Origin of the sequence: Caulobacter sp. BP25 (assembly GCF_002737755.1) — a bacterium.
Lineage (GTDB): Bacteria > Pseudomonadota > Alphaproteobacteria > Caulobacterales > Caulobacteraceae > Caulobacter.
In genome coordinates this window covers 181042-200114 of record NZ_PEGH01000018.1, presented here as the reverse complement: position 1 = coordinate 200114, position 19073 = coordinate 181042, and the positions used below count along the sequence as shown (strand labels likewise).

Here is a 19073-nt window from a genome sequence, read left to right as displayed (position 1 = left end):
CGAGGGCGTCTTACTATGCGTGCGACAGAACGCGGACCGGCGATAGGCCAGCTCCGCATCGGAACCTCGCTCCCTCTAGAACTCTTCCCACTCTTCCTTCAAGGCCACGGCCGCGCCGCCTCGGGAAACGGACGCCGAGGCGCCTGGACGGCTTGTGGGACGCGCGACGGGGGCCGGACGTGGCGCTGGCGTAGGGGCGGGCGTCGGCGTGGACACGGCCTGGGCGGGGGACGCCACGGAGCGGCCGGAAATCGAGAAGGTCGCGACCTGACGCGCCAACTCGGCGGTCTGGCTCTTCAGCGAATGGGTGGCGGCCGTAGTCTGCTCCACCATCGCCGCGTTCTGCTGCGTCACCTGGTCCATCTGATTGACGGCGATATTCACCTCGGAGAGCCCCCGGGCCTGATCTTGCGACGAGGCGGAGATCTGGACGATCAGTTCGTCGATCTCGGCGACCTTCCCGACGATGCCCTTCAGCGCGTCGCCCGTCTGCCCCACCAGCCCGACGCCGGCTTCGACCTGTTTGGTCGAGGCGCCGATCAGAGCCTTGATCTCCTTGGCGGCCTCGGCCGAGCGCTGGGCCAGGGCCCGTACCTCCTGAGCGACAACCGCGAAGCCCTTGCCGGCTTCGCCCGCCCGGGCGGCCTCGACGCCGGCGTTCAGCGCCAGCAGGTTGGTCTGGAAGGCGATTTCGTCGATCACGCCAATGATGTTGCCGATCTCGCGCGAGCTGGTCTCGATCTCGCCCATGGCCGCGACGGCCTGGTCGACCACGACGCCCGAACGCTCGGCTTCCGACTTGGCGCCCGCGACCACGTCCTGCGCCTGCTTAGCGCCGTCAGCCGCGCGACGGACCGTCTGAGTGATCTCGTCCAGCGCCGCGGCGGTCTCCTCAAGGCTCGCCGCCTGCTGCTCGGTGCGACGCGCCAGATCGTCGGCGGCGACGCTGATTTCATCGGTTCCCGAGCGGATGCCGTCCGTGGCCGCGTTGACCCCCGCCATGGCCTGGTCCAGCAAGGTCACGGCGTTGTTGAAGTCGTTCTTCAGCTTCTGGAACTCGGCGACGACGTCGACGTCCAGCCGCGCCTTCAGATCGCCTTGAGCCAGTCGGTCCAGCGCTTCGCCCAGCGCCGCGACCATCTGGGCCTGGCATTCCTGGCTCTTCCGCTGCTCGGCCTCAAGGCGTTTGCGCTCGTTGTCGATCGTCTCAAGATAGATCGAGATGGCGAAATCCATGTCCAGCAGGACGGCTTTCATCAGGGCGCTCAGCGCCTCGCCAGCCTCGACCACACCGCCCTTGCTCATGAAGCCCTTGGGCCAGACCGACTCCAGCACCGAACGGATCAGGTGGTCGCTGACCACGGCGTAGCCGCCGATATACCAGCGGGGCTCAAGGCCTATCCGGGCGTGTGTCTCGCCAATGGCGCGGACGGCGCGGACATAGTCCTCGCTGAACTCTGCCTGGACAATGCCATCCCAATGGCTCTTCTGGCGGGCGCTAGCGGCCGCCATGTGCTGGTCGTCCTTGAAGAACTTCCGCGTCTCGGGCGTGGCGGCCACCTTGGCGTAGAAGCTCGCCAGGGCCGGCCCGATCGCCTTTCCGACGACAGGCCGAAGATCGCGCAGGGCTCCTCGAGCCTTGTCGTCGATCCCCATGAACGCCACTCGCTCGTTGATCGCGTAGTCGTGGCTCATGGCCGTGCTCCATCTGCTGGGTGCAGCGGAAAGGCTCGCGGCGGCGTACTTAATGTCGGCTTAAACATACTCGCCAGACGTGCGTCAGCTTGCCGCGCTCGCCCTCGCTCAAAACTCAACGCGGGGAGCCTCGGCCGACGCGCCTGGGACCAACGTTAATAGGGATTTCAACCCCGCCATGCGACGCGACGACGCAGCCACGCATGTGCGACGCGTGCGACAAACCGCCACGCATCCAAATCGCTCAGCCGCCTTGCTTGAGCGTCTCCCGCGCGACGATCAGCTGCTGAATCTGACTGGTGCCCTCGTAGATTCGGAAGATTCGGACGTCGCGGTAGAGGCGCTCGATTCCATAGTCGGCGACATAGCCGGCGCCGCCGAAGATCTGCACCGCGCGGTCGGCGACCTTGCCGACCATCTCCGAGGCGAACAGCTTGCTGGCCGCCGCCTCCAGCGTGACCCCGACGCCGGCGTCTCGCTTGCGGGCAGTTTCGAGCACCAGCGCGCGGGCGGCTAGGGCTTCGGTCTTGCTGTCGGCGATCATCGCCTGGATCAGCTGGAAGTTGGCGATCGGCTGGCCGAACTGCTTGCGCTCGGAAGCATAGGCCACACAGTCGGCGATCAGCCGCTCGGCAACGCCCACGCAAACGGCGGCGATATGCAGGCGGCCGCGGTCCAGCACCTGCATGGCGACCTTGAAGCCCTCGCCCTCCGCGCCCAGGCGATTCTCGACGGGCACGCGGACGTTGTCGAAAGTGACGTCATGGATGTGGGCGCCCTGCTGCCCCATCTTCTTCTCGGGCTTGCTGACCGAGAGACCGGGAAGATCGCGCGGCACAAGGAAGGCCGACACCCCGCCCCCGCCTTTGACGTCGGGATTGGTGCGGGCCATTACCGTGAACAGCGAGGCCTTGCCGGCGTTGGTGATGTAGCGCTTGGCGCCGTTCAGGACGTAGGCGTCGCCGTCCAGCGTGGCGCGCGTCTGCACCGCGCCGCTGTCCGAGCCGGCCTCGGGTTCGGTCAGGGCGAACGAGGTGATCACTTCGCCGGACGCGACCCCTGGCAGCCATTTAGCCTTCTGGGCGTCGTCGCCGAACATGACCAGGCCCTGGCTGCCGATGCCGACATTGGTGCCGAACACCGAGCGGAAGGCGGGCGAGGCGCGGCCCAGCTCGATGGCCACCAGCGCCTCGTCCTCCATGCCCAGACCCAGGCCACCGTATTCTTCCGGGATCGAGAGGCCGAAGAGGCCGAGCGCCTTCATCTCCTCGATGACCTCGGCGGGCACCGCGTCGTCCTCGGCGACCTTGGCCTCGATCGGACGCAGCCGCTCTGCAACGAAGCGCGCCACCGTGTCGATCAGCTGCTCGCGGGTCTCAAGGTCGAGGGCCATACGCGTTTCTCCCGGTCAAACATCTGTTTTGACCAGAACTGTAGCGATGACCCTTGAGAATGGAAGCCTTCCCCTACGCGCCTTTCGAGGCCTTCTCCGCCTGGGCCAGCACGCTCTTGCGCACGCCGTAGGCCAGGTAGATCGCCGCGCCGATCAGGTGGGCGTAGAGGAAGTAGACCTGGGTCTTCACCGGCAGGCTGATGAACAGATAGAGGCAACCTAGGATGCCGGCGGGGGCCACGACCTGCCAGATCGGGGTGGAGAAGACGCGCGGACGGTTTGGCTCGCGCAGGCGCAGCAGGATCACCGAAGCGCCCACCGCGATGAAGGCCCACAGCGTGCCGGCGTTGGCCAGCTCGGCGATGTCCTTTAGCGACAGCAGGCCCGACAGCACCGCCGAAAGTGCGCCCGTCAGCAGAGTCATCATCACCGGCGTACCGGTCTTGGCGTTCACCCGCGACAGAGCGCGCGGCAGCAGACCATCGCGAGCCATCACGAAGAAGATGCGGCTCTGGCCGTACATGAAGGCCAGGATCACCGTCGGCAGGGCGATCACCGCCGCCAGGGCCACCAGCTGGGCGACCTTCGGGTACTGAAGGCTCTCCAGGATGAAGACCAGCGGCGCCTCGCTCTTGGAGAACACCTCGGTGCGCGACGCGCCGATCGAGACGGCGGCGACGATCATGTAGATCGCCGTGCAGGCGGCCATCGAGCCGACGATGCCGATCGTCAGGTCGCGCTTGGGGTTCTTGGTCTCCTCGGCGGCGGTCGAGACCGCGTCGAAACCATAGAAGGCGAAGAAGATCAGGCTGGCCGCAGCCATCACGCCGATCTTCACCCCGTCGGGCCCCGGCGCGGCCGAGAAGCCGTAGGGCATGAACGGCGCGAAGTGGCTGGCGTCGAAGGCGGGCAGGCACAGGACAACGAAGACGATCAGCGCGAGGATTTTCACCGCCACCAGGACCATGTTGACCACGGCGCTCTCGCGGGTGCCGAGAGCCAGAAGACCCGCCACCGCCATCGAGATGATCACGGCCGGCAGGTTGATCAGCCCACCCGCATGCGGGCCAGCCAGCAGAGCGTCAGGGAAACCCATAGCCTTGAACAAGCCGTGCGCGTGGGCCGACCAGCCCACCGCCACGGCCGCGCAGACCAGGGTGTATTCGAGGATCAGGCTCCAGCCGACGAACCAGGCGACCGGCTCGCCCATGGCGGCGTAGCTGTAGGTGTAGGCGCTGCCGGCCGCCGGCATCATCGTCGATAGCTCGGCGTAGCAGAGGGCGGCGCAGGCGCAGACCGCGCCCGCGATCAGGAACGACAGGATGACGCCCGGACCGGCCAGGCCCGCGCCGATGCCGGTCAGGGTGTAGATGCCGGTGCCGACAATGGCGCCGACGCCAAGGGCCACCAGATGGGGCCAGCTGAGGGTCTTCTTCAGCTGATGGCTGTCCGCGTGTCCGGCGGTGATGGTGTCGATGGCCTTTCGGCGCGTCCAGAAGCTCACTGAGGGTCCCTCCGACTCATGGACGCGACCATGGAGTCGGTTTCGTGCTCAGCCAAGCCTTGATCGTTAGAAGAATAATGTCGTCAGCGCATAGGCCAGTCCGGCCACCGCGACCGTGGCCGTTCCCAGCGCCACCGCCAGACGCGGCCTGACCTGCAACAGAGCCTTGGGGCCCAGCATGGCCGAGATGGCGCCGACTCCGGCCAGCAGTAGAAAGCCGGAGCACGCCGCGAGGGTGGAGACCAGAACAGGCGGGATCAGGTTCAGGCCCCGCGCGGCCGCCAATGCCGCGAATCCCAACACGAAAGCCGGCGGCGCCTGCAAGCCCGCGACACGACCGCCTTCGCGGCTTCGGGTCAGGACAAGGCCGATCAGCACCACCGCAGGGCCCAGCCAGACGATCCGCGCCAGCTTGGCCAGAGCCGCCGTGCTGGCCGCCTCCGGCGACACCGAAGCCCCGGCTCCCGCCACCTGGGCGACGTCATGAATGGACAGGCCAAAGAAGACCCCCGCCTGGTGCGCGGTCAGTCCGACGGCGCTGGCCAGCGGCGGATAGGCCAGCATGGCGACCGTGGAGAGCAAGTTCACGCCCACGATGACCAGGGCGGTCGTGCGTTGATTGGCCGGGCTGGCCGGCGCGGCCTGCGAGGCGGCCAGGGCGGCCGAGGCGCCGCAGATCGAGCAGGCCGCCGCCGCGATCAGGGCCTCGGCGAAGGGCAGACCCAAGGCCAACCCCGCCGCCGCGCCGATGGCTAGACCGCCCAGCACGACGACGCCGCTGGCCACAATGGCCGGACCGCCCAAGGCGGCGAACTCGGCCCAGCTGATCTGTGCGCCCATCATGGCGACGCCCAGACGCAGACCAGGCTTGGCGAAGACATCGAGGCCCGCGCCGAGCTGGGCTTGCAGGCCAAGCGCCCCAAGCATCATGCCCAGGACCACCGCGATCAGCGGCGCAGGGGCGTGCAGGGTCTGGGACAGCAGCTTGGCGAGAACGGCCAGGGCCAGACCCGCCACCAGGCCTGGCGCCAGCTTGCCAACGCCCAGCCGAAGGGCCGCGGCGGTCATCCGCGGACGGTCTCGCCCGCGACCGGAGCGGCGGCGAAATGCGCGTCAGCCCGGGCGCAGCGGTTGGAGAGGCGCTCGTTCAGCGCGCGCACCGCGCGGCTGCCCGTCCGCTCGAAGGCGAACGGCAGCAGGCCATGCACGAGGCAGGCTAGGCCCGCGCCGATCAGGGTGAAACCAAAGCTCCAGGCCACGCCCATGTGCTGACCATAGCTTTCGCCGACCGAACGGGGGTGACGGGTGAAGGATGCCAGCATCGAAACCTCGCGACTTGCCGAGGCTCTCCATGATGGCGAGGATTCGGGGAAAGGCATTACTGGATTGCGCACTGAACGCGGCGTAGAGAGAATTTCATTCTCAATCAATGCGGGGTGCGGAGATGATTGATCTCGATCATATCGACAGACGCCTGCTCGCGATCCTGCAGGAGGACGCCACCGTTCCGATCGCAGATCTGGCCGAGCGGGTCGGCCTGACCCAGACGCCGTGCTGGAAGCGGATCAAGCGGCTGCAGGACTCCGGGGTGATCACCGCGCGCGTCGCCCTGCTGGATCGCGAAGCTCTGGACTTGCCTCTGACCGTCTTCGTGGCCGTCAAGACCGGCCGCCACGACGAGGACTGGCTGAGCCTCTTCGCGGCCGGAGCCAAGGCCCTGCCAGAGGTGGTCGAGTTCTACCGCATGAGCGGCGAGGTCGACTATCTGCTGAAGGTCGTGGTCAAGGACATCGCCGCCTATGATCGCTTCTACAAGCGCCTGATAGCCACCGCGCCGCTCAGCGACGTCTCGTCCAGCTTCGCGATGGAGCAGATCAAGTTCACCACGGCCTTGCCGATCGCCCCGACCTGAGCCCCGACAGGCTCTAGGCGCGCGGTCTTGGAGGCCGTATGGGTCGAGGCTCCAGTGTGAACCTCGCGGCGTCTCCACATGGCTGTGCTTGAACTCCAGGCGATCGACGCCGACCGCTTCCACGGTGAGATCGTCCCGGGCGGCCGCCCCGTCGTGCTGCGAGGCCTTGTCGCCCACTGGCCGGCGGTGAAGGCCGCCCTGGCCGGAGACGAGGCGCTCTTCGACTATCTGGGCGGCTTCGATCAGGGTCAGCCGGTCGGCACGCTGGTCGGCGATCCCAAGGCCGGCGGGCGCTTCTTCTACGACGCCGACCTGACGGGCTTCAATTTCCAGCGCGGTCCGGCCCGCCTGCGCAAGAGCTTCGACTTCCTGCTGGCCCAGCGTGGCGCCGATCCGCCGACGCCGCTGGCGGTCCAGTCCATTCCGGCCGATGTCCACTTGCCCGGCTTCTCGACCGAGAACCTCGCCCCGCTGTTGGGGCCGGAGATCGAGCCCCTGCTCTGGCTGGGCAATCGCGTGATCGTCGCAGCCCACCAGGACCCGTATGAGAACCTGGCCTGCGTGGTCGCCGGACGCCGCCGCTTCACCCTGTTCCCGCCGGAAGCCGTCGGCGATCTCTATGTCGGCCCTCTGGAGAAGACCCCCGGCGGCCCCGCGATCAGCCTGGTCTCGTTCGAGGCGCCTGATCTCGCGGCCCACCCGCGCTTCGAGCGCGCCCTGGCGGTGGCGGAGACCGTCGAGCTCGCCCCCGGCGACGCGCTCTACATCCCCTATCTTTGGTGGCACCATGTGCGCTCGCTTGAGCCCGTGAACCTGCTGACCAACTATTGGTGGGACAATGAGCCGGCGGGACGCGGCCGCGCCATGGACGCTTTCCTGCATGCAGTCCTGGCGCTGCGCGCTCTGCCCCCGCATCAGCGCCAGGCGTGGAAGGCCGGGTTCGAGCACTATGTGTTCGGTGATCCGGACACGGCGACGGCTCACCTGCCCGAAGGCGTCCGAGGGATGCTGGGCGCGCTGGGCGAGGACGACGCGCGACAGCTTCTTCGCGCCCTGGGCCAGAAACTCTCCGCTTGACGCAGCTGGCGAGGCTCAATCCGGCCAGAGGTCCTGAATATCGCCCTTGCGGTTCAGCATGTGGGTGGCGCGCTTGATCACCGCCAGCAGGCGATCCTTACGGCCGTCCTTGTCGTAGGTCAGGGTCGTGCGGGCCAGGCCCTCCAGCATGAAGCGGGCGAGGTCACGGCTGGCTTGGAAGCGCGGACCAGCGCCTGCGTGCAGGATCTTCAGGAAGTGGTCGCCAGCCTGGGCGCGGTCGAACTCGGCCTGGGCTGGCGTCAGCAGGGCCTGGATGGCCGTATCGGTGCGGCCCGCGGCTTCCAGTTCGGCGAAGGCCTGGAAAGGCGTGCTGTGCAGCAGGTCCCAATAGCTGTCGATCGCGTGCTCGGTCACGTCCGCGCCCGGCGGCAGGCTGTCGGCGGCGGCGCGGAACAGGGTCGAGCGCTCGGCCTGGATGTGGGCGACGGCCGCCTCGACCAGGGCCTCGCGGGTCGGGAAGTGGTACAGCATCGCCCCGCGCGTCAGGCCGGCAGCGTCTGCGATCGCCGGATTGGTCGCCGCGTGATAGCCGATCTCGGCGAACAGGTGCATCGCGCAATCCAGAATCCGAGCGCGGGTCTTCTGCGACTTCGGGGTGTCCTTGGCGAGGCGGGCGGCATCCATCGGCGTGATCTAGTGCGGGCGATGCTGCGCCGCAACAGCTAGAGCAACCCCAGGCCCGCAAAGGGCTTACCCATGCGCCTAGATTTTTGACAAATGCGCTGAAACTGAGCAGTCGGCGGGCTGTCCCAGCGAAAGACCCGGCCCGGAAGCCGCATCGACGATCCGCCTCCGCTTCATCAAAGCGACATGCAATCAGCTTAATCGCCTGCCGTTGGCCGCCTTCGCGCCGATCCGGGGACGGAGCGATCTTGCGGCGCCTAACGGGGGTAAGACCATGAGCGCCGACGTCGCCGTCCGCCGCTATCGCTCCGTCTTCATCAGCGACCTTCACCTGGGCACCCGAGGGTGCCAGGCCGAGCTGCTGCTGGACTTCATCCGCCACATCGAGTGCGACAAGCTCTATCTGGTCGGCGACATCATCGACGGCTGGAAGCTGCGCAGCGGCTGGCACTGGCCCCAGGCCCACAACGATGTGGTCCAGAAGATCCTGCGCATGGCCCGCAAAGGCGCCGAGGTCATCTATGTGCCCGGCAACCACGACGATCGCGTCCGCGAGTTCTGCGGCGTGCACTTCGGCGGCGTGGTCGTGGCCCGCGACATCATCCACGAGGCGGCCGACGGCAAACGCTATCTGGTCGTCCACGGCGACGAGTTCGACGGCGTCGTCCAGCACGCCAAGTGGCTCGCCTTCCTCGGGGATTGGTCCTATAGAACCATCCTCATGCTGAACACCCTGGTGAATCGCGCGCGTCGCCGCCTGGGGTTCGGCTACTGGAGTTTTTCGGCCTATCTGAAGGTCAAGGTGAAGAACGCTTTGCAGTTCATCGAGAACTTCGAGGCCGCTGTGGCCGACGAGGCTCGACGTCGAGGGGTGGACGGCGTGATCTGTGGTCACATCCACAAGGCCGAGATGCGTGACATCGACGGCATCGCCTATGTCAACGACGGCGACTGGGTCGAAAGCTGCACCGCCGTGGTCGAGCATGCCGACGGCCGCCTCGAAATCCTGGAATGGGCCAAGGTGCGCTCGTGGTCGGTGATCGACCGCAGCCGCAAGCTGCCAAGCCTGACCGAAGAGTCCCTGCCGGAGCCCGCCGTCGCCTGATGCGGATATTGCTTGCTACCGATGCCTGGGAACCGCAAGTCAACGGCGTGGTTCGCACCCTGACCCGGGTGGTCGACGAACTGCGCGCCATGGGCCACGTCGTCGATGTCGTCAGCCCCGACCAGTTCCCGACGTTCCCGCTGCCGACCTATCCGGAAATCAAGCTGGCCATCGGCGCCTATGAGCCGGTGCAGGAGCGCTTCAAGCAGTTCGAGCCCGAGGCGATCCACATCGCCACCGAAGGCCCGATCGGTCTGGCCGCGCGCCGCATCTGCCTGGAATGGAAGCTGCCGTTCACGACCAGCTACCACACCAAGTTCCCCGAATACGTCTCGGCGCGCCTGCCGCTGCCGCTGGCGGCCGGCTACACCTACATGCGCTGGTTCCACAAGCCGTCGGGCCGTTTGATGGTGGCCACGCCGACCATGCGCGACGAGCTGGCCAAGCATGGCTTCCGCAACCTCTCGCCCTGGTCGCGCGGCGTCGACACCGACGTCTTCAAACCGCGCACGGCCGAGGATCCCGACATCTTCGAGGGCCTGGCCCGTCCGATCTTCCTCAATGTCGGCCGCGTGGCCGTCGAGAAGAACATCGAGGCCTTCGCCAGCCTCGATCTGCCCGGCACCAAGGTCGTCATCGGCGACGGTCCCCAGCGCGAAGAGCTGGCCGAGAAGTATCCCGAGGTGAAGTTCCTGGGCGCCAAGTTCGGCGATGAGCTGGGTCGCTACTTCGCCGGCGCCGATGTCTTCTGCTTCCCATCCCTGACCGACACCTTCGGCCTGGTGATCCTGGAGGCCATGGCCGCCGGCGTGCCGGTGGCGGCCTTTTCGGCCCCGGGCCCCGTCGACATCATTCCCGGCTCCAACGCCGGCGTCCTGGCGCCGGGCCAGACCGACGGCCTGAAGGAGGCCTGCCTGGCGTGCCTTGAGCTCGACCGGACCGTGGTGCGCAAGTTCGCCGAGAAGTTCTCGTGGCGGTCCTGCGCCGAGGAGTTCTTCCGCAACCTGCAACCCTATCCGGAGCCGGAAAAGACCCGCTTCTGGCGTCGGCTGCGGCGCCTGGCGCGCCTGCGCAAGAAGACGGCGGCGTAAGGCCTATTCACGGTTTCAAGTCGGCGCGACTCCGCCGCTTCACGCGGTCGCCCGCTGAAGGGATGGAAAGGGACGCGGAGCGCCGGACATCCGTCCGGAGGTTTGGAAGTTAAGTACCGTTTCGACGAAGCCAGGCGCTCCGCGCAGTCGTTATCCGGTGAGCCCTCGACGCGCGGGGTTTTAACCCGCTTCCGAAAGAGGCCCCCGACGGGCGGGCCAGGGCGACGACCCCGGTCCCGGAACACCCGGGCGATTTCAGCCCGGACCTGTCGCGCCGCCGAAGTCTTCACCGCCAGAGCCTCGTCCCGATGTTTCAGGGAGCCCGCCACTGGATCCGCCGCGAAGACGCCTTCCCGAAAGAAGACCGGCGAGCGCTTCCCGCTCGACCACCCCCGACAGCCGTCACGATCGCCGGCCGGACGTCCCTTCCAAGCCATCGGGTGAGAAGAAGTATGGAGCGGGATTCAACGCGGATGATCCAGCGGCGTGTAAAAGTGAGAAGTGATTGAAATCGTTCGGTTCGATTCCGGATACGCGGATCATAGAGCGCCGCGAACGCTCGTGAAAGTTCCTCCCCCGTGACACGGGGGAGGTGTCGCGGAGCGACGGAGGGGGCGAACTGGACATCGGCCGAAGCTGGCCCCCTCCGGCCCTCTGGGCCACCTCCCCCGCATCGCGGGGGAGGATCTAAAGCCGCCTTGCCCCTTCATCCGCATCCCCCTCGACATTTTTCCGCGCCCGCTGTCGAATCCGCCTGAGCCGGCGCGTCTCTGGGGTCGAAGCGCCGCGATGGTCGCGGGCTCGACGGGAGATGACGATGCAATACGCCCTGCTGCTGTACGAAAACGAAGCGATCTACGCCGAAGCCGACGCCCCGAGTCTTGAGGCGATCATCACGGCGCATCAGGCCCTGGCCAGCGAGCTGGCGGCCGAGGGCGTCCTGCGCGGCGGTCAGGGCCTCAAGTCGTCGGACACCGCCACCACCTTGCGCAGGTCGCGCGGCGGCGACACGCTGCATGACGGCCCCTACGCCGAGGCGCGCGAACAGCTGGGTGGCTTTTATCTGATCGAGGTTCCGGACCTGGACGCCGCCTTGGCCATCGCCAAGCGCATCCCCTTCGCCGGCGACGGATCGGTCGAGGTGCGGCCGGTCATCGACGAGGACTAGGCGCCTGGCGCCGCTGGACCAGACCTTTCGGGAGGCCGGGGGTCGGATCGTCGCCGCCCTGGCGGCGGCGTTCCGCGACCTCGACATCGCCGAGGACGCGTTCGCCGAAGCCTGCGCCAAGGCCGCCGAGGTCTGGCCCACAGCCCCGCCTCTGGACCCGGCCGCCTGGCTCTACGCCACGGCAAGGCGTCGGGCGCTGGATATGATCCGTAAGCGGAGCGTTCGGCGAAGACTGGCGCCGGACGCGCCCGAACCTGAGCCCTCTATTGAGGCGCAACTGGCCTCCGACACCCGCCTGATCCCCGACGAGCGCCTGCGGCTGATCTTCGTCTGCTGTCACCCGGCCGTGGCGCCAGAGGCCCGCGCGGCCCTGACCCTGCGGCTGGTCTGCGGCCTGTCGGTCGCCGAGATCGCCCGCGCCTTCCTCGTTTCCGAACCGGCGATGTTCCAGCGCCTGACCCGCGCCAAGAGGAAGATCGCGCAGGCTGGCGTGTCGTTCGAGGTTCCTGGGCCGCAAGCCTGGCCCGAGCGGATCGACGCTGTGCTCTCGACGCTGGAAATCGCCTATGCCCGCGCTCACGAGGATGCGGCCGGCTTGGGCGCGCACGCCGGCTACGCCCGCGAGATGCTGGGCCTGACCGCCGTCCTGGCGGACCTGCTGCCGGACGAACCAGAAGCGCTGGCCTTCGCCGCCCTGGTGCGCTTCGCCGAGGCGCGTCGGCCAGCGCGGGTGGATACAGGGGGCGCGATGGTCCCGCTGGACCAGCAGGATCCCGAGCTTTGGAACAGGGCGCTGATCGCCGAGGGCGACGCGTTGTTACGCCGGGCCGCCAAGCTGAACAGGCCGGGGCCCCGCCAGCTGCGGTCCGCGCTGCACGCGGCCTGGTTCCGTCGGCGCTCGCTGACCGAACCGCCGCCCTGGTCGGCGATCCTGGCTCTCTACGACATGCTGCTGACGTGGCGCGAGGACCCGTTCGTCCGCCTGAACCGCGCCGTGGCTCTGGCCGAGATCGCGGGGCCGGCGACGGCGCTGGCCGAACTGGAAACCCTGGACGCAGCGCGTTTGGCCGACTTCCAGCCGTTCCACGCCGTGCGGGCGAGCCTCCTGGCGCGCCTGGGGCGTCGGGATGAGGCGCTTTTGGCCTATGACCGGGCGCTGGCCTTGGGGCCGGCGGAGGCGGAGCGGCGCTGGTTGATCTGTAGGCGGATGGAATTACGCGAAAGCCATCACTCAGCCGACCTCCCCGGCGAATGCCGGGGTCCAGATGGAAAGCTCTGAGCGGCCGATAGGCCTCGGTTCTAAATCCCGTCAGCCCTAACGCTCTACGATCTGGGCCCCGGCATTCGCCGGGGAGGTCGGAGAAGGGAAACCCTACCCCGCTAGCGTCTCCAGGAACCGCACCGGCTCCCCGCGGCCCTCGGCGATGACCTCGTCATCGCGCATGACCACGATCCCGCGCACGATCGTCGCCACCGGCCAGGCCTTGGCCTCGAAGCCGTCGAACGGCGTCCAGCCCGAGCGGGTGGCCATCCAGTCGTGGGTGATGATCCGGCGGGCCTTCATGTCGACGATGGTGAAGTCGGCGTCGAAGCCCTCGGCGATACGGCCCTTGTCGGCCAGGCCGAAGATGCGGTTGACGCCATGGCTGGTCAGGTCGACGAAGCGCTCCAGGGTGAGCTTCCCGTCGACGACGTGGGTCAGCATGATCGGCACCAGGGTCTGGACACCCGGCATGCCCGACGGCGAGGCCGGATAGGGCCTGGCCTTCTCCTCGCGGGTGTGCGGGGCGTGGTCGCTGCCCAGCACGTCGGCGACGCCGGTGTCGATCCCGCGCCAGATACCGGCCACGTGCTCGGCGTCGCGGATCGGCGGGTTCATCTGCGCAAAGCCCTTCAGGCGCTCATAGGCTTCCGGCGCGACCAGGGTCAGGTGTTGGGGCGTGACCTCGACGCTGGCGACGTCCTTGTTCTGAGCCAGGAAGTCGATCTCTTCCTTGGTCGTCACGTGCAGCACGTGGATCCGCTTGCCGAGGCTTTTGGCGATGCGGACCAGGCGGTGGGTCGATTGCAGGGCGGCCTGGGCGTCGCGCACCTCCGGGTGGCTGGTCCAGTCGCCGGGACGAGCCAGGCTGCGGCGCTCGGCCAGGCGGTACTCGTCCTCGGAGTGGAAGGCCGCGCGGCGGTTCACATGCCGCAGCACGTTCTCGACGCCCTCGTCGTCCTGCACCAGCAGCGAGCCGGTCGAGGCGCCCATGAACACCTTGATGCCGCAGCAGCCGGGCAGGCGCTCCAGCTCACCCAGGAAGGTCGCGTTCTCGTGGGTGCCGCCGACATAGAAGGCATGGTCTGTGTGCATACGGTTCTTGGCGCGCGAGAGCTTGTCGGCCAGGGCGTCGGGGTCGGTGGTGGTCGGCTCGGTATTGGGCATCTCGAAGACGGCGGTGACGCCGCCCAGGGCCGCGCCGCGCGAGCCGCTTTCCAGGTCTTCCTTCCACTCCAGGCCCGGTTCGCGGAAGTGCACCTGGCTGTCGATGACGCCCGGCAGCACGGTCAGGCCCGTGGCGTCGAACACCTCGCCGGCGCTGGCCTGGGACAGATCACCAATCGCGACGATCTTGCCGCCGCGCACGCCGATGTCGGTGAAGTCCCGGCCGGCGTGGTTCACCACCTCGCCGCCACGCACGATCAGGTCGAAGGTCTGGGTCATGGCACGGCTCCTCGCGATGGTTTTCGGCCATCTAGGGCCACCCCATTTCCACCGCAACAACTATCCGTTCGTCCGGACCAAGGGCGGGATCAGCCGGGCTCTGAGGTCTCGCTGAGCTTGGGTCCGCGCTTGCGCGGGGCGGCGCGTCGAGCGGGCGTTTTTTCGGCGTCCAGCGCTGGCTGCGGGGCTTGCTCGGTCTCGGCGGCGGGCTCGGCGGCAGGCGCCTCGACCACCGGCTCCGGCTTGGGCGTCACTCGCGCCAGCAGGTCCTTGGCCGCACGCAACACGGTGGTCACCGGCAGATCGCTCATATGGCGGATGGCCTGGGAGAGCTCCGGATCAACAGCCTGAAACTGTTCGAAGCTGCGCGGACCGCGCACGGCCACGGTCTTGTCGCCCCAGGGGCCGTAGCGGCGCTCGTCCGAGGGGCCGAACAAGCCGACAGTGGGGCAGCCGGCGGCGGCGGCGATATGCATCAGGCCCGAGTCGTTGCCGATGAACAGGCTGGCGCGCTTGAGGCAGGCATAGGCGGTCAGCAAATCAACCTTGCCGGTCAGGTCGATCGTGCGGCCGCGCGCCGAGGCCATGCGCAGCTCCTCGACCAGACGCGTGTCCTCCGGCCCGCCCAGGATCAGCAGCCGGCCGCCGGCCAGCGGTCCGTCCTTGTCCAAGAGTTGGGCGGCGGTCTGGGCGAAGCGTTCGATCGGCCAGACCTTGCCGATCCAGTTGGCCGCCGGCCCCACGGCCAGGATCGGGCCGCCCCCCTCAACGCCATTTGTCCCCAGCAGCTCGTCGGCCAGGGCCTCGACCTCGGGCGTGATGTAGAGATAGGGCGCGGGGGGCTCGCCCTCCAGCTTCAGGACACGAGCGGCCTCGACCACCTTGTGCACGGGCTCGCCGGGGGTCCTCTTCCAGATCGCCCGCTTGTCGCGGCGCAGGAAGAGCGCCGTGGCGCTGCCGCGCAGGTCGACCACCAAGCCCCACTTCTTGTGGCGCACCTGGCTCCACAGCTTGAACCAATGGCCCTTACTCTTCCCCTTCTCCATCACGATCACCCGGTCGAGACCGGGCACATGGGCGAACAGCGGCGCGGCCAGCGGACCGGCCACGATCGTGAAGCGCGCGTTGGGGATCTGGTCGGCCAGCATCTTGATGAGGCCGGACGAAAGCACCGCGTCACCGATGCGCGTCGCCGTGATGAAGAGAATCGGGAAGGCCCGCTGTGTCATCGGTCTATCTATAGGCTGAACGGCGAGTCGGCGCATCATGCGTTAACACTTCAGGTTTCCGCGATGTTCGGGACTGGCGCGAGCGTCGCCTCGGCGCCACATCTGCGCCCATGACCACCACCGCCCGCCTGACCTCCCGCGCCGTCATCGCCGTCTCCGGTCCCGACTGGAGGAGCTTCCTGCAGGGCCTGCTGACCCAGGACGTCGAGACCCTGGCGCCGGGCGAGCTGCGGTTCGCGGGCCTGCTGACGCCGCAGGGCAAGCTGCTCTACGACCTGTTCGTGGCCGGAACCACAAAAGGGATGGAGGACGGCGCGCTGCTGGACGTCCAGGCTGACCAGCGCGACGCCTTGATACAGCGCCTCACGATCTACCGCCTGCGAGCAAAGGTGACGCTGGAGGCTAGCGATCACCCGGTGCTGGCGGTGTTCGGCGACGAGACCGTTGGCCCGGGCCTCTACGTCGATCCGCGCCTGCCGGCCCTGGGCGCGCGCGCCTATGACGAGCGCCCGGCCAACGCCGACGAGGACACCTATGACGCCCATCGCCTGGCCCTGGCCGTGCCCGGTCCCGCCGACTGGGGCCAGGAGAAGACCTATCCGATCGAGGCTAATTTCGACCTGCTGGCCGGGATCGACTTCAAGAAGGGCTGCTTCGTCGGCCAGGAGACCACCAGCCGCATGAAGCGGCGCGGGACGATCAAGAACCGCATGCTGCCGATCACCTTTGAAGGTCCGCCGCCCTCCATCGGCGCCGAGGTGCTGGCTGGCGAGCTGCGGGCCGGCGAGGTCTTGAGCGGTCGCAACGGCCGCGCGCTCGCCCTCCTGCGCCTGGACCGCATCGACGGCGCGGCGCTGACGGTCGAGGGGCGTCCGGTTCAGGTCGAGCGGCCCGACTGGATCGCCTGAGGGGGCTTTTGTTCTCGAAAAGTTCTGATAGCGTCGGGTCATGACCGAACCGACCCGATGCACCTGGCGCGGCATGAACGGGGACCCGTTCTACGAGGCCTATCACGACCACGAATGGGGCGTGCCCGAGTGGGACAGCCGCGCCCTGTGGGAAAAGCTGGTGCTGGACGGGTTCCAGGCGGGTCTTTCCTGGATCACCATCCTGCGCAAACGCGAGGCGTTCCGCGCGGCCTTCGCGGGCTTTGATCCGGACAAGGTGGCCCGCTTTGACGAGACCGACCGCGCCCGGCTGATGGCCGATGCGGGCATCATCCGCTCGAACGGCAAGATCGACGCGGCCATCGCCGGGGCCCGGCTCTATCTCGACATGCGCGAGCGCGGCGAGGACTTCTCGGGCTTCCTGTGGGACATCGTCGGCGGGACGCCGATCCAGAACGCCTGGGAGCATAGCGGCCAGGTCCCGGCCCAGACGCCGCTGGCCGTCGACATGGCCAAGGCGCTGAAGGCTAAGGGCTTCAAGTTCTGCGGCCCAGTCATCGTCTACGCCTTCATGCAGGCCACCGGCATGGTCAACGACCACTACGTGACGTGCTTCCGCCATGAGGCGTGTAAGGCGCTGGGCCAGCGCGCGTGAGACGACGCGCGCGCCGGCTTCCCGCTAGAGTATTTTCCGATGAGTGTGAAACGGTTATCGGAGAATACTCTAAGCTTTTGAATTATAACTCTTTCTATCCGATCCGATTGATCCAATCAGGTCGGAAAGGGCTCTAGGCGGCCTCGGAGCGGCTCGACGCCGTGGTTTCGGCGACCTTGAACACCGAAACCTTCGACCTCAACCGTTCCGTCTCGGCGCGGATGGCATGGCTGGCCGCGGTGCTCTCTTCGACCATGGCGGCGTTCTGTTGGGTGAAGCGATCCATCTGATTGACCGCGACGTTGACTTCGTTGAGGCCGCTCGCCTGCTCGGTGGCCGAGCTGGCGATCTCCGTCACCAGACGGGAGATTTCACCAAACTGGCCAACAACCTTGCCCAGAGCTCCACCCGTCTCATTGACGAGCTTGGCGCCAAGCTGAACCTGTTCGTTCGAGCTGGAGATAAGCCCCTTGATCTCCTTGGCGGCCTCGGCCGACCGTTGGGCGAGAGCTCGAACTTCCTGGGCGACCACGGCGAACCCGCGTCCTGACTCGCCAGCGCGCGCGGCTTCCACGCCCGCGTTGAGCGCCAGGAGGTTGGTCTGGAAGGCGATCTCGTCGATCGTGCCCACGATCAATTCCATCTCGCGGGACGAGGCTTCGATCCGCTCCATGGCGGCCACGGCTTCGTCCATCGTCTTACCGCTGCGCTCGACGTCCTTGTGCGCGACATCGACAGCTTGCTTGGCCAAGCCGGCGCCGCCCGAGGCCGCTTGCACCGCGACGGTGATTTCGTTCAGCGCCGCAGCGGTTTCCTCCAGGCTCGCCGCCTGTTGCTCGGTCCGGTGGGCCATCTGGTCCGCCGCGCTGCTGATATCGTGCGCGCCTTCGCCGAGGCTGCTGACGCCGCTCGAGATGTCGGCGATCAGATCCGTCAGGCTTTGCAGCGCGGTGTTGTAGTCGGCACGGAGCTTTTCGTAGTCCGTCGGGAAGCGCGTATGAATCGGCATGCTCAGATTGCCCATGGCCAGACGCTCAAGCGCCGCCGAAAGGCTTTGCACAACCTCGCGGGCCGCGGCGTCCGCCTCGGCCTTGGCCTGGTCGGCCTCGGCCTTGGCCTGATCAGCCTTGGCCTTGGCCTGGTCCGCCAGCGCCTTGGACAGGGCGGTGTCGCGGAACACCAGGACGGCTTTCGCCATGTCACCCACCTCATCGGCGCGATCGGCGTCGACGGTGATCTCGTTGTTTCCCTGGGCAAGCTCGGCCATGGCCGAGGTCAGCTGGGTGATGGGGCGCGCGATCATCCGGCTCAGCATGGCCGAGAGACCCATCGCGACGCCGATCAGCGCCACGCCTCCGACGGCCAAGGCCACCATGGCGGTGATGATCGCGGTGTTCTGGCGTTGGCCGTTCTGCTCGATAAGCTTCGTCTGGTCCTTGCGGATGTCGCGCAGCGGCTGCACAGCCTGGGTGACCAGCACCTTCTTGCCAGCCGTACGGACGATCTCCTGAGCCTCTTCGCGGCCTCCTTGACGGACCACGGCGATCAGCCTGTCGCCCCAATCTTTCCGCCATGCCAACGTCGCGACGCGCGAGGCCTCCAGCTGCTCCAGCTGCGAGGCGCTGGTGAGCATGGGCTTAAGGTCCGAAGCGACCTTGTCGTACTCGTCGCGCCCTTCGTAATAGGACTTCAGGTAGGTTTCATCGCCGGTGACGAGAAAGCCTCTGAATTGACTGTTCTGGCGCAGGATCGCGGTCTCTAGAGCCAACGTCTGGGCGTGGATCGACTGGGCGAGGTTGCTGCTCTTTGTCGACGACTGGATCGCCGAGATCGTCGCAAAAAACACCAACATGGTGATCGCCGCCGACACGCAGATCAGCACGAATGAAATGCTCAACTTGCGCGGAATACTCATTGACTTGATCACGTCACGCTCCATCGGAATACGACCTCTAGGTGTCCATCACGCTAATACTCACGGAAAGACTCGCTCGATCGAAAGTAA

General features: G+C 67.3%; 17 protein-coding genes. 8 read left to right on the top strand and 9 right to left on the bottom strand.

The genetic code is table 11. The features are described from left to right. Nucleotides 1-75: 75 nt before the first annotated feature. From CSW59_RS14860 to CSW59_RS14840, 5 genes are all read right to left on the bottom strand, one after another. Nucleotides 76-1695, bottom strand: coding sequence for a globin-coupled sensor protein (locus CSW59_RS14860; RefSeq protein ID WP_099444776.1), 1620 nt, complete (start codon nucleotides 1693-1695; stop codon nucleotides 76-78). 244 nt (nucleotides 1696-1939) lie between these two features. After that, nucleotides 1940-3088 carry an acyl-CoA dehydrogenase family protein gene (locus CSW59_RS14855; RefSeq protein WP_099444775.1) on the bottom strand — a complete coding sequence of 383 codons (1149 nt, stop codon included), beginning with the start codon at nucleotides 3086-3088 and terminating at the stop codon, nucleotides 1940-1942. A 73-nt stretch (nucleotides 3089-3161) separates the two neighbouring features. Further along, nucleotides 3162-4592: an amino acid permease gene (locus tag CSW59_RS14850; protein ID WP_099444774.1), complete on the bottom strand. Its 1431-nt coding sequence runs from the start codon at nucleotides 4590-4592 to the stop codon at nucleotides 3162-3164. Nucleotides 4593-4658: 66 nt separating this feature from the next. Then, nucleotides 4659-5660: a putative sulfate exporter family transporter gene (locus tag CSW59_RS14845; RefSeq protein WP_099444773.1), complete on the bottom strand. Its 1002-nt coding sequence runs from the start codon at nucleotides 5658-5660 to the stop codon at nucleotides 4659-4661. Further along, a complete protein-coding gene (locus tag CSW59_RS14840) occupies nucleotides 5657-5914 on the bottom strand; it encodes a DUF6356 family protein (protein WP_099444772.1) in 258 nt (85 codons plus the stop codon). Before CSW59_RS14840 ends, CSW59_RS14845 begins: the two co-directional genes overlap by 4 nt. Before the next feature lie 107 nt (nucleotides 5915-6021). On the opposite strand from CSW59_RS14840, the gene CSW59_RS14835 reads away from it, so the two are divergent. Further along, nucleotides 6022-6504 carry an Lrp/AsnC family transcriptional regulator gene (locus CSW59_RS14835; protein ID WP_099444771.1) on the top strand — a complete coding sequence of 161 codons (483 nt, stop codon included), beginning with the start codon at nucleotides 6022-6024 and terminating at the stop codon, nucleotides 6502-6504. 78 nt (nucleotides 6505-6582) lie between these two features. Next, nucleotides 6583-7581, top strand: coding sequence for a cupin-like domain-containing protein (locus CSW59_RS14830; protein ID WP_099444770.1), 999 nt, complete (start codon nucleotides 6583-6585; stop codon nucleotides 7579-7581). A 15-nt stretch (nucleotides 7582-7596) separates the two neighbouring features. Here CSW59_RS14830 and CSW59_RS14825 read toward each other — a convergent pair whose 3' ends face one another. Continuing rightward, complete coding sequence (locus CSW59_RS14825; RefSeq protein ID WP_099444769.1) at nucleotides 7597-8226, bottom strand: TetR/AcrR family transcriptional regulator; 630 nt, start codon at nucleotides 8224-8226, stop codon at nucleotides 7597-7599. A gap of 274 nt (nucleotides 8227-8500) precedes the next feature. Between CSW59_RS14825 and CSW59_RS14820 the strand changes: the two genes are divergently transcribed. The 4 genes from CSW59_RS14820 to CSW59_RS14800 all read left to right on the top strand — a co-directional run bounded on the left by CSW59_RS14820 (nucleotide 8501) and on the right by CSW59_RS14800 (nucleotide 12869). Further along, nucleotides 8501-9331 (top strand): UDP-2,3-diacylglucosamine diphosphatase, encoded by an 831-nt coding sequence (locus CSW59_RS14820; protein ID WP_099444768.1) that lies wholly within the window; start codon nucleotides 8501-8503, stop codon nucleotides 9329-9331. Continuing rightward, the gene (locus tag CSW59_RS14815) at nucleotides 9331-10422 is read left to right on the top strand and encodes a glycosyltransferase family 1 protein (protein ID WP_099444767.1); all 1092 of its coding nucleotides are present in this window, start codon (nucleotides 9331-9333) and stop codon (nucleotides 10420-10422) included. The genes CSW59_RS14820 and CSW59_RS14815 overlap by 1 nt, the downstream gene beginning before the upstream one ends. 817 nt (nucleotides 10423-11239) lie before the next feature. Continuing rightward, nucleotides 11240-11590, top strand: coding sequence for a YciI family protein (locus tag CSW59_RS14805; RefSeq protein WP_099444766.1), 351 nt, complete (start codon nucleotides 11240-11242; stop codon nucleotides 11588-11590). A 4-nt stretch (nucleotides 11591-11594) separates the two neighbouring features. Further along, complete coding sequence (locus CSW59_RS14800) at nucleotides 11595-12869, top strand: RNA polymerase sigma factor (RefSeq protein WP_099444765.1); 1275 nt, start codon at nucleotides 11595-11597, stop codon at nucleotides 12867-12869. A gap of 93 nt (nucleotides 12870-12962) precedes the next feature. On the opposite strand, the gene CSW59_RS14795 is transcribed toward CSW59_RS14800, so the two are convergent. Both CSW59_RS14795 and CSW59_RS14790 read right to left on the bottom strand, forming a co-directional pair. Then, on the bottom strand, nucleotides 12963-14297 hold the full coding sequence (locus CSW59_RS14795) for a dihydroorotase (protein ID WP_099444764.1): 1335 nt from the start codon (nucleotides 14295-14297) through the stop codon (nucleotides 12963-12965). A gap of 89 nt (nucleotides 14298-14386) precedes the next feature. Next, the gene (locus CSW59_RS14790; RefSeq protein WP_369825781.1) at nucleotides 14387-15526 is read right to left on the bottom strand and encodes a glycosyltransferase family 9 protein; all 1140 of its coding nucleotides are present in this window, start codon (nucleotides 15524-15526) and stop codon (nucleotides 14387-14389) included. Nucleotides 15527-15636: 110 nt separating this feature from the next. Between CSW59_RS14790 and CSW59_RS14785 the strand changes: the two genes are divergently transcribed. Together CSW59_RS14785 and CSW59_RS14780 are read left to right on the top strand one after the other, a co-directional pair. Beyond that, the gene (locus CSW59_RS14785) at nucleotides 15637-16434 is read left to right on the top strand and encodes a folate-binding protein YgfZ (protein WP_099444763.1); all 798 of its coding nucleotides are present in this window, start codon (nucleotides 15637-15639) and stop codon (nucleotides 16432-16434) included. Nucleotides 16435-16474: 40 nt separating this feature from the next. After that, complete coding sequence (locus tag CSW59_RS14780) at nucleotides 16475-17068, top strand: DNA-3-methyladenine glycosylase I (protein ID WP_099444762.1); 594 nt, start codon at nucleotides 16475-16477, stop codon at nucleotides 17066-17068. 133 nt (nucleotides 17069-17201) lie between these two features. Here CSW59_RS14780 and CSW59_RS14775 read toward each other — a convergent pair whose 3' ends face one another. Next, nucleotides 17202-18995 carry a methyl-accepting chemotaxis protein gene (locus CSW59_RS14775; protein WP_236632228.1) on the bottom strand — a complete coding sequence of 598 codons (1794 nt, stop codon included), beginning with the start codon at nucleotides 18993-18995 and terminating at the stop codon, nucleotides 17202-17204. Nucleotides 18996-19073 lie beyond the last annotated feature (78 nt).

Excerpts from the sequence above, each read along its gene's own strand:
- CSW59_RS14845 (WP_099444773.1), bottom strand. The coding sequence starts at position 5,660 with ATGACCGCCGCGGCCCTTCGGCTGGGCGTTGGCAAGCTGGCGCCAGGC.
- CSW59_RS14825 (WP_099444769.1), bottom strand. The coding sequence starts at position 8,226 with ATGGATGCCGCCCGCCTCGCCAAGGACACCCCGAAGTCGCAGAAGACC.
- CSW59_RS14820 (WP_099444768.1), top strand. The coding sequence starts at position 8,501 with ATGAGCGCCGACGTCGCCGTCCGCCGCTATCGCTCCGTCTTCATCAGC.
- CSW59_RS14830 (WP_099444770.1), top strand. The coding sequence starts at position 6,583 with ATGGCTGTGCTTGAACTCCAGGCGATCGACGCCGACCGCTTCCACGGT.
- CSW59_RS14840 (WP_099444772.1), bottom strand. The coding sequence starts at position 5,914 with ATGCTGGCATCCTTCACCCGTCACCCCCGTTCGGTCGGCGAAAGCTAT.
- CSW59_RS14795 (WP_099444764.1), bottom strand. The coding sequence starts at position 14,297 with ATGACCCAGACCTTCGACCTGATCGTGCGTGGCGGCGAGGTGGTGAAC.
- CSW59_RS14835 (WP_099444771.1), top strand. The coding sequence starts at position 6,022 with ATGCGGGGTGCGGAGATGATTGATCTCGATCATATCGACAGACGCCTG.
- CSW59_RS14780 (WP_099444762.1), top strand. The coding sequence starts at position 16,475 with ATGACCGAACCGACCCGATGCACCTGGCGCGGCATGAACGGGGACCCG.
- CSW59_RS14855 (WP_099444775.1), bottom strand. The coding sequence starts at position 3,088 with ATGGCCCTCGACCTTGAGACCCGCGAGCAGCTGATCGACACGGTGGCG.
- CSW59_RS14785 (WP_099444763.1), top strand. The coding sequence starts at position 15,637 with ATGACCACCACCGCCCGCCTGACCTCCCGCGCCGTCATCGCCGTCTCC.
- CSW59_RS14790 (WP_369825781.1), bottom strand. The coding sequence starts at position 15,526 with ATGACACAGCGGGCCTTCCCGATTCTCTTCATCACGGCGACGCGCATC.
- CSW59_RS14805 (WP_099444766.1), top strand. The coding sequence starts at position 11,240 with ATGCAATACGCCCTGCTGCTGTACGAAAACGAAGCGATCTACGCCGAA.
- CSW59_RS14815 (WP_099444767.1), top strand. The coding sequence starts at position 9,331 with ATGCGGATATTGCTTGCTACCGATGCCTGGGAACCGCAAGTCAACGGC.
- CSW59_RS14860 (WP_099444776.1), bottom strand. The coding sequence starts at position 1,695 with ATGAGCCACGACTACGCGATCAACGAGCGAGTGGCGTTCATGGGGATC.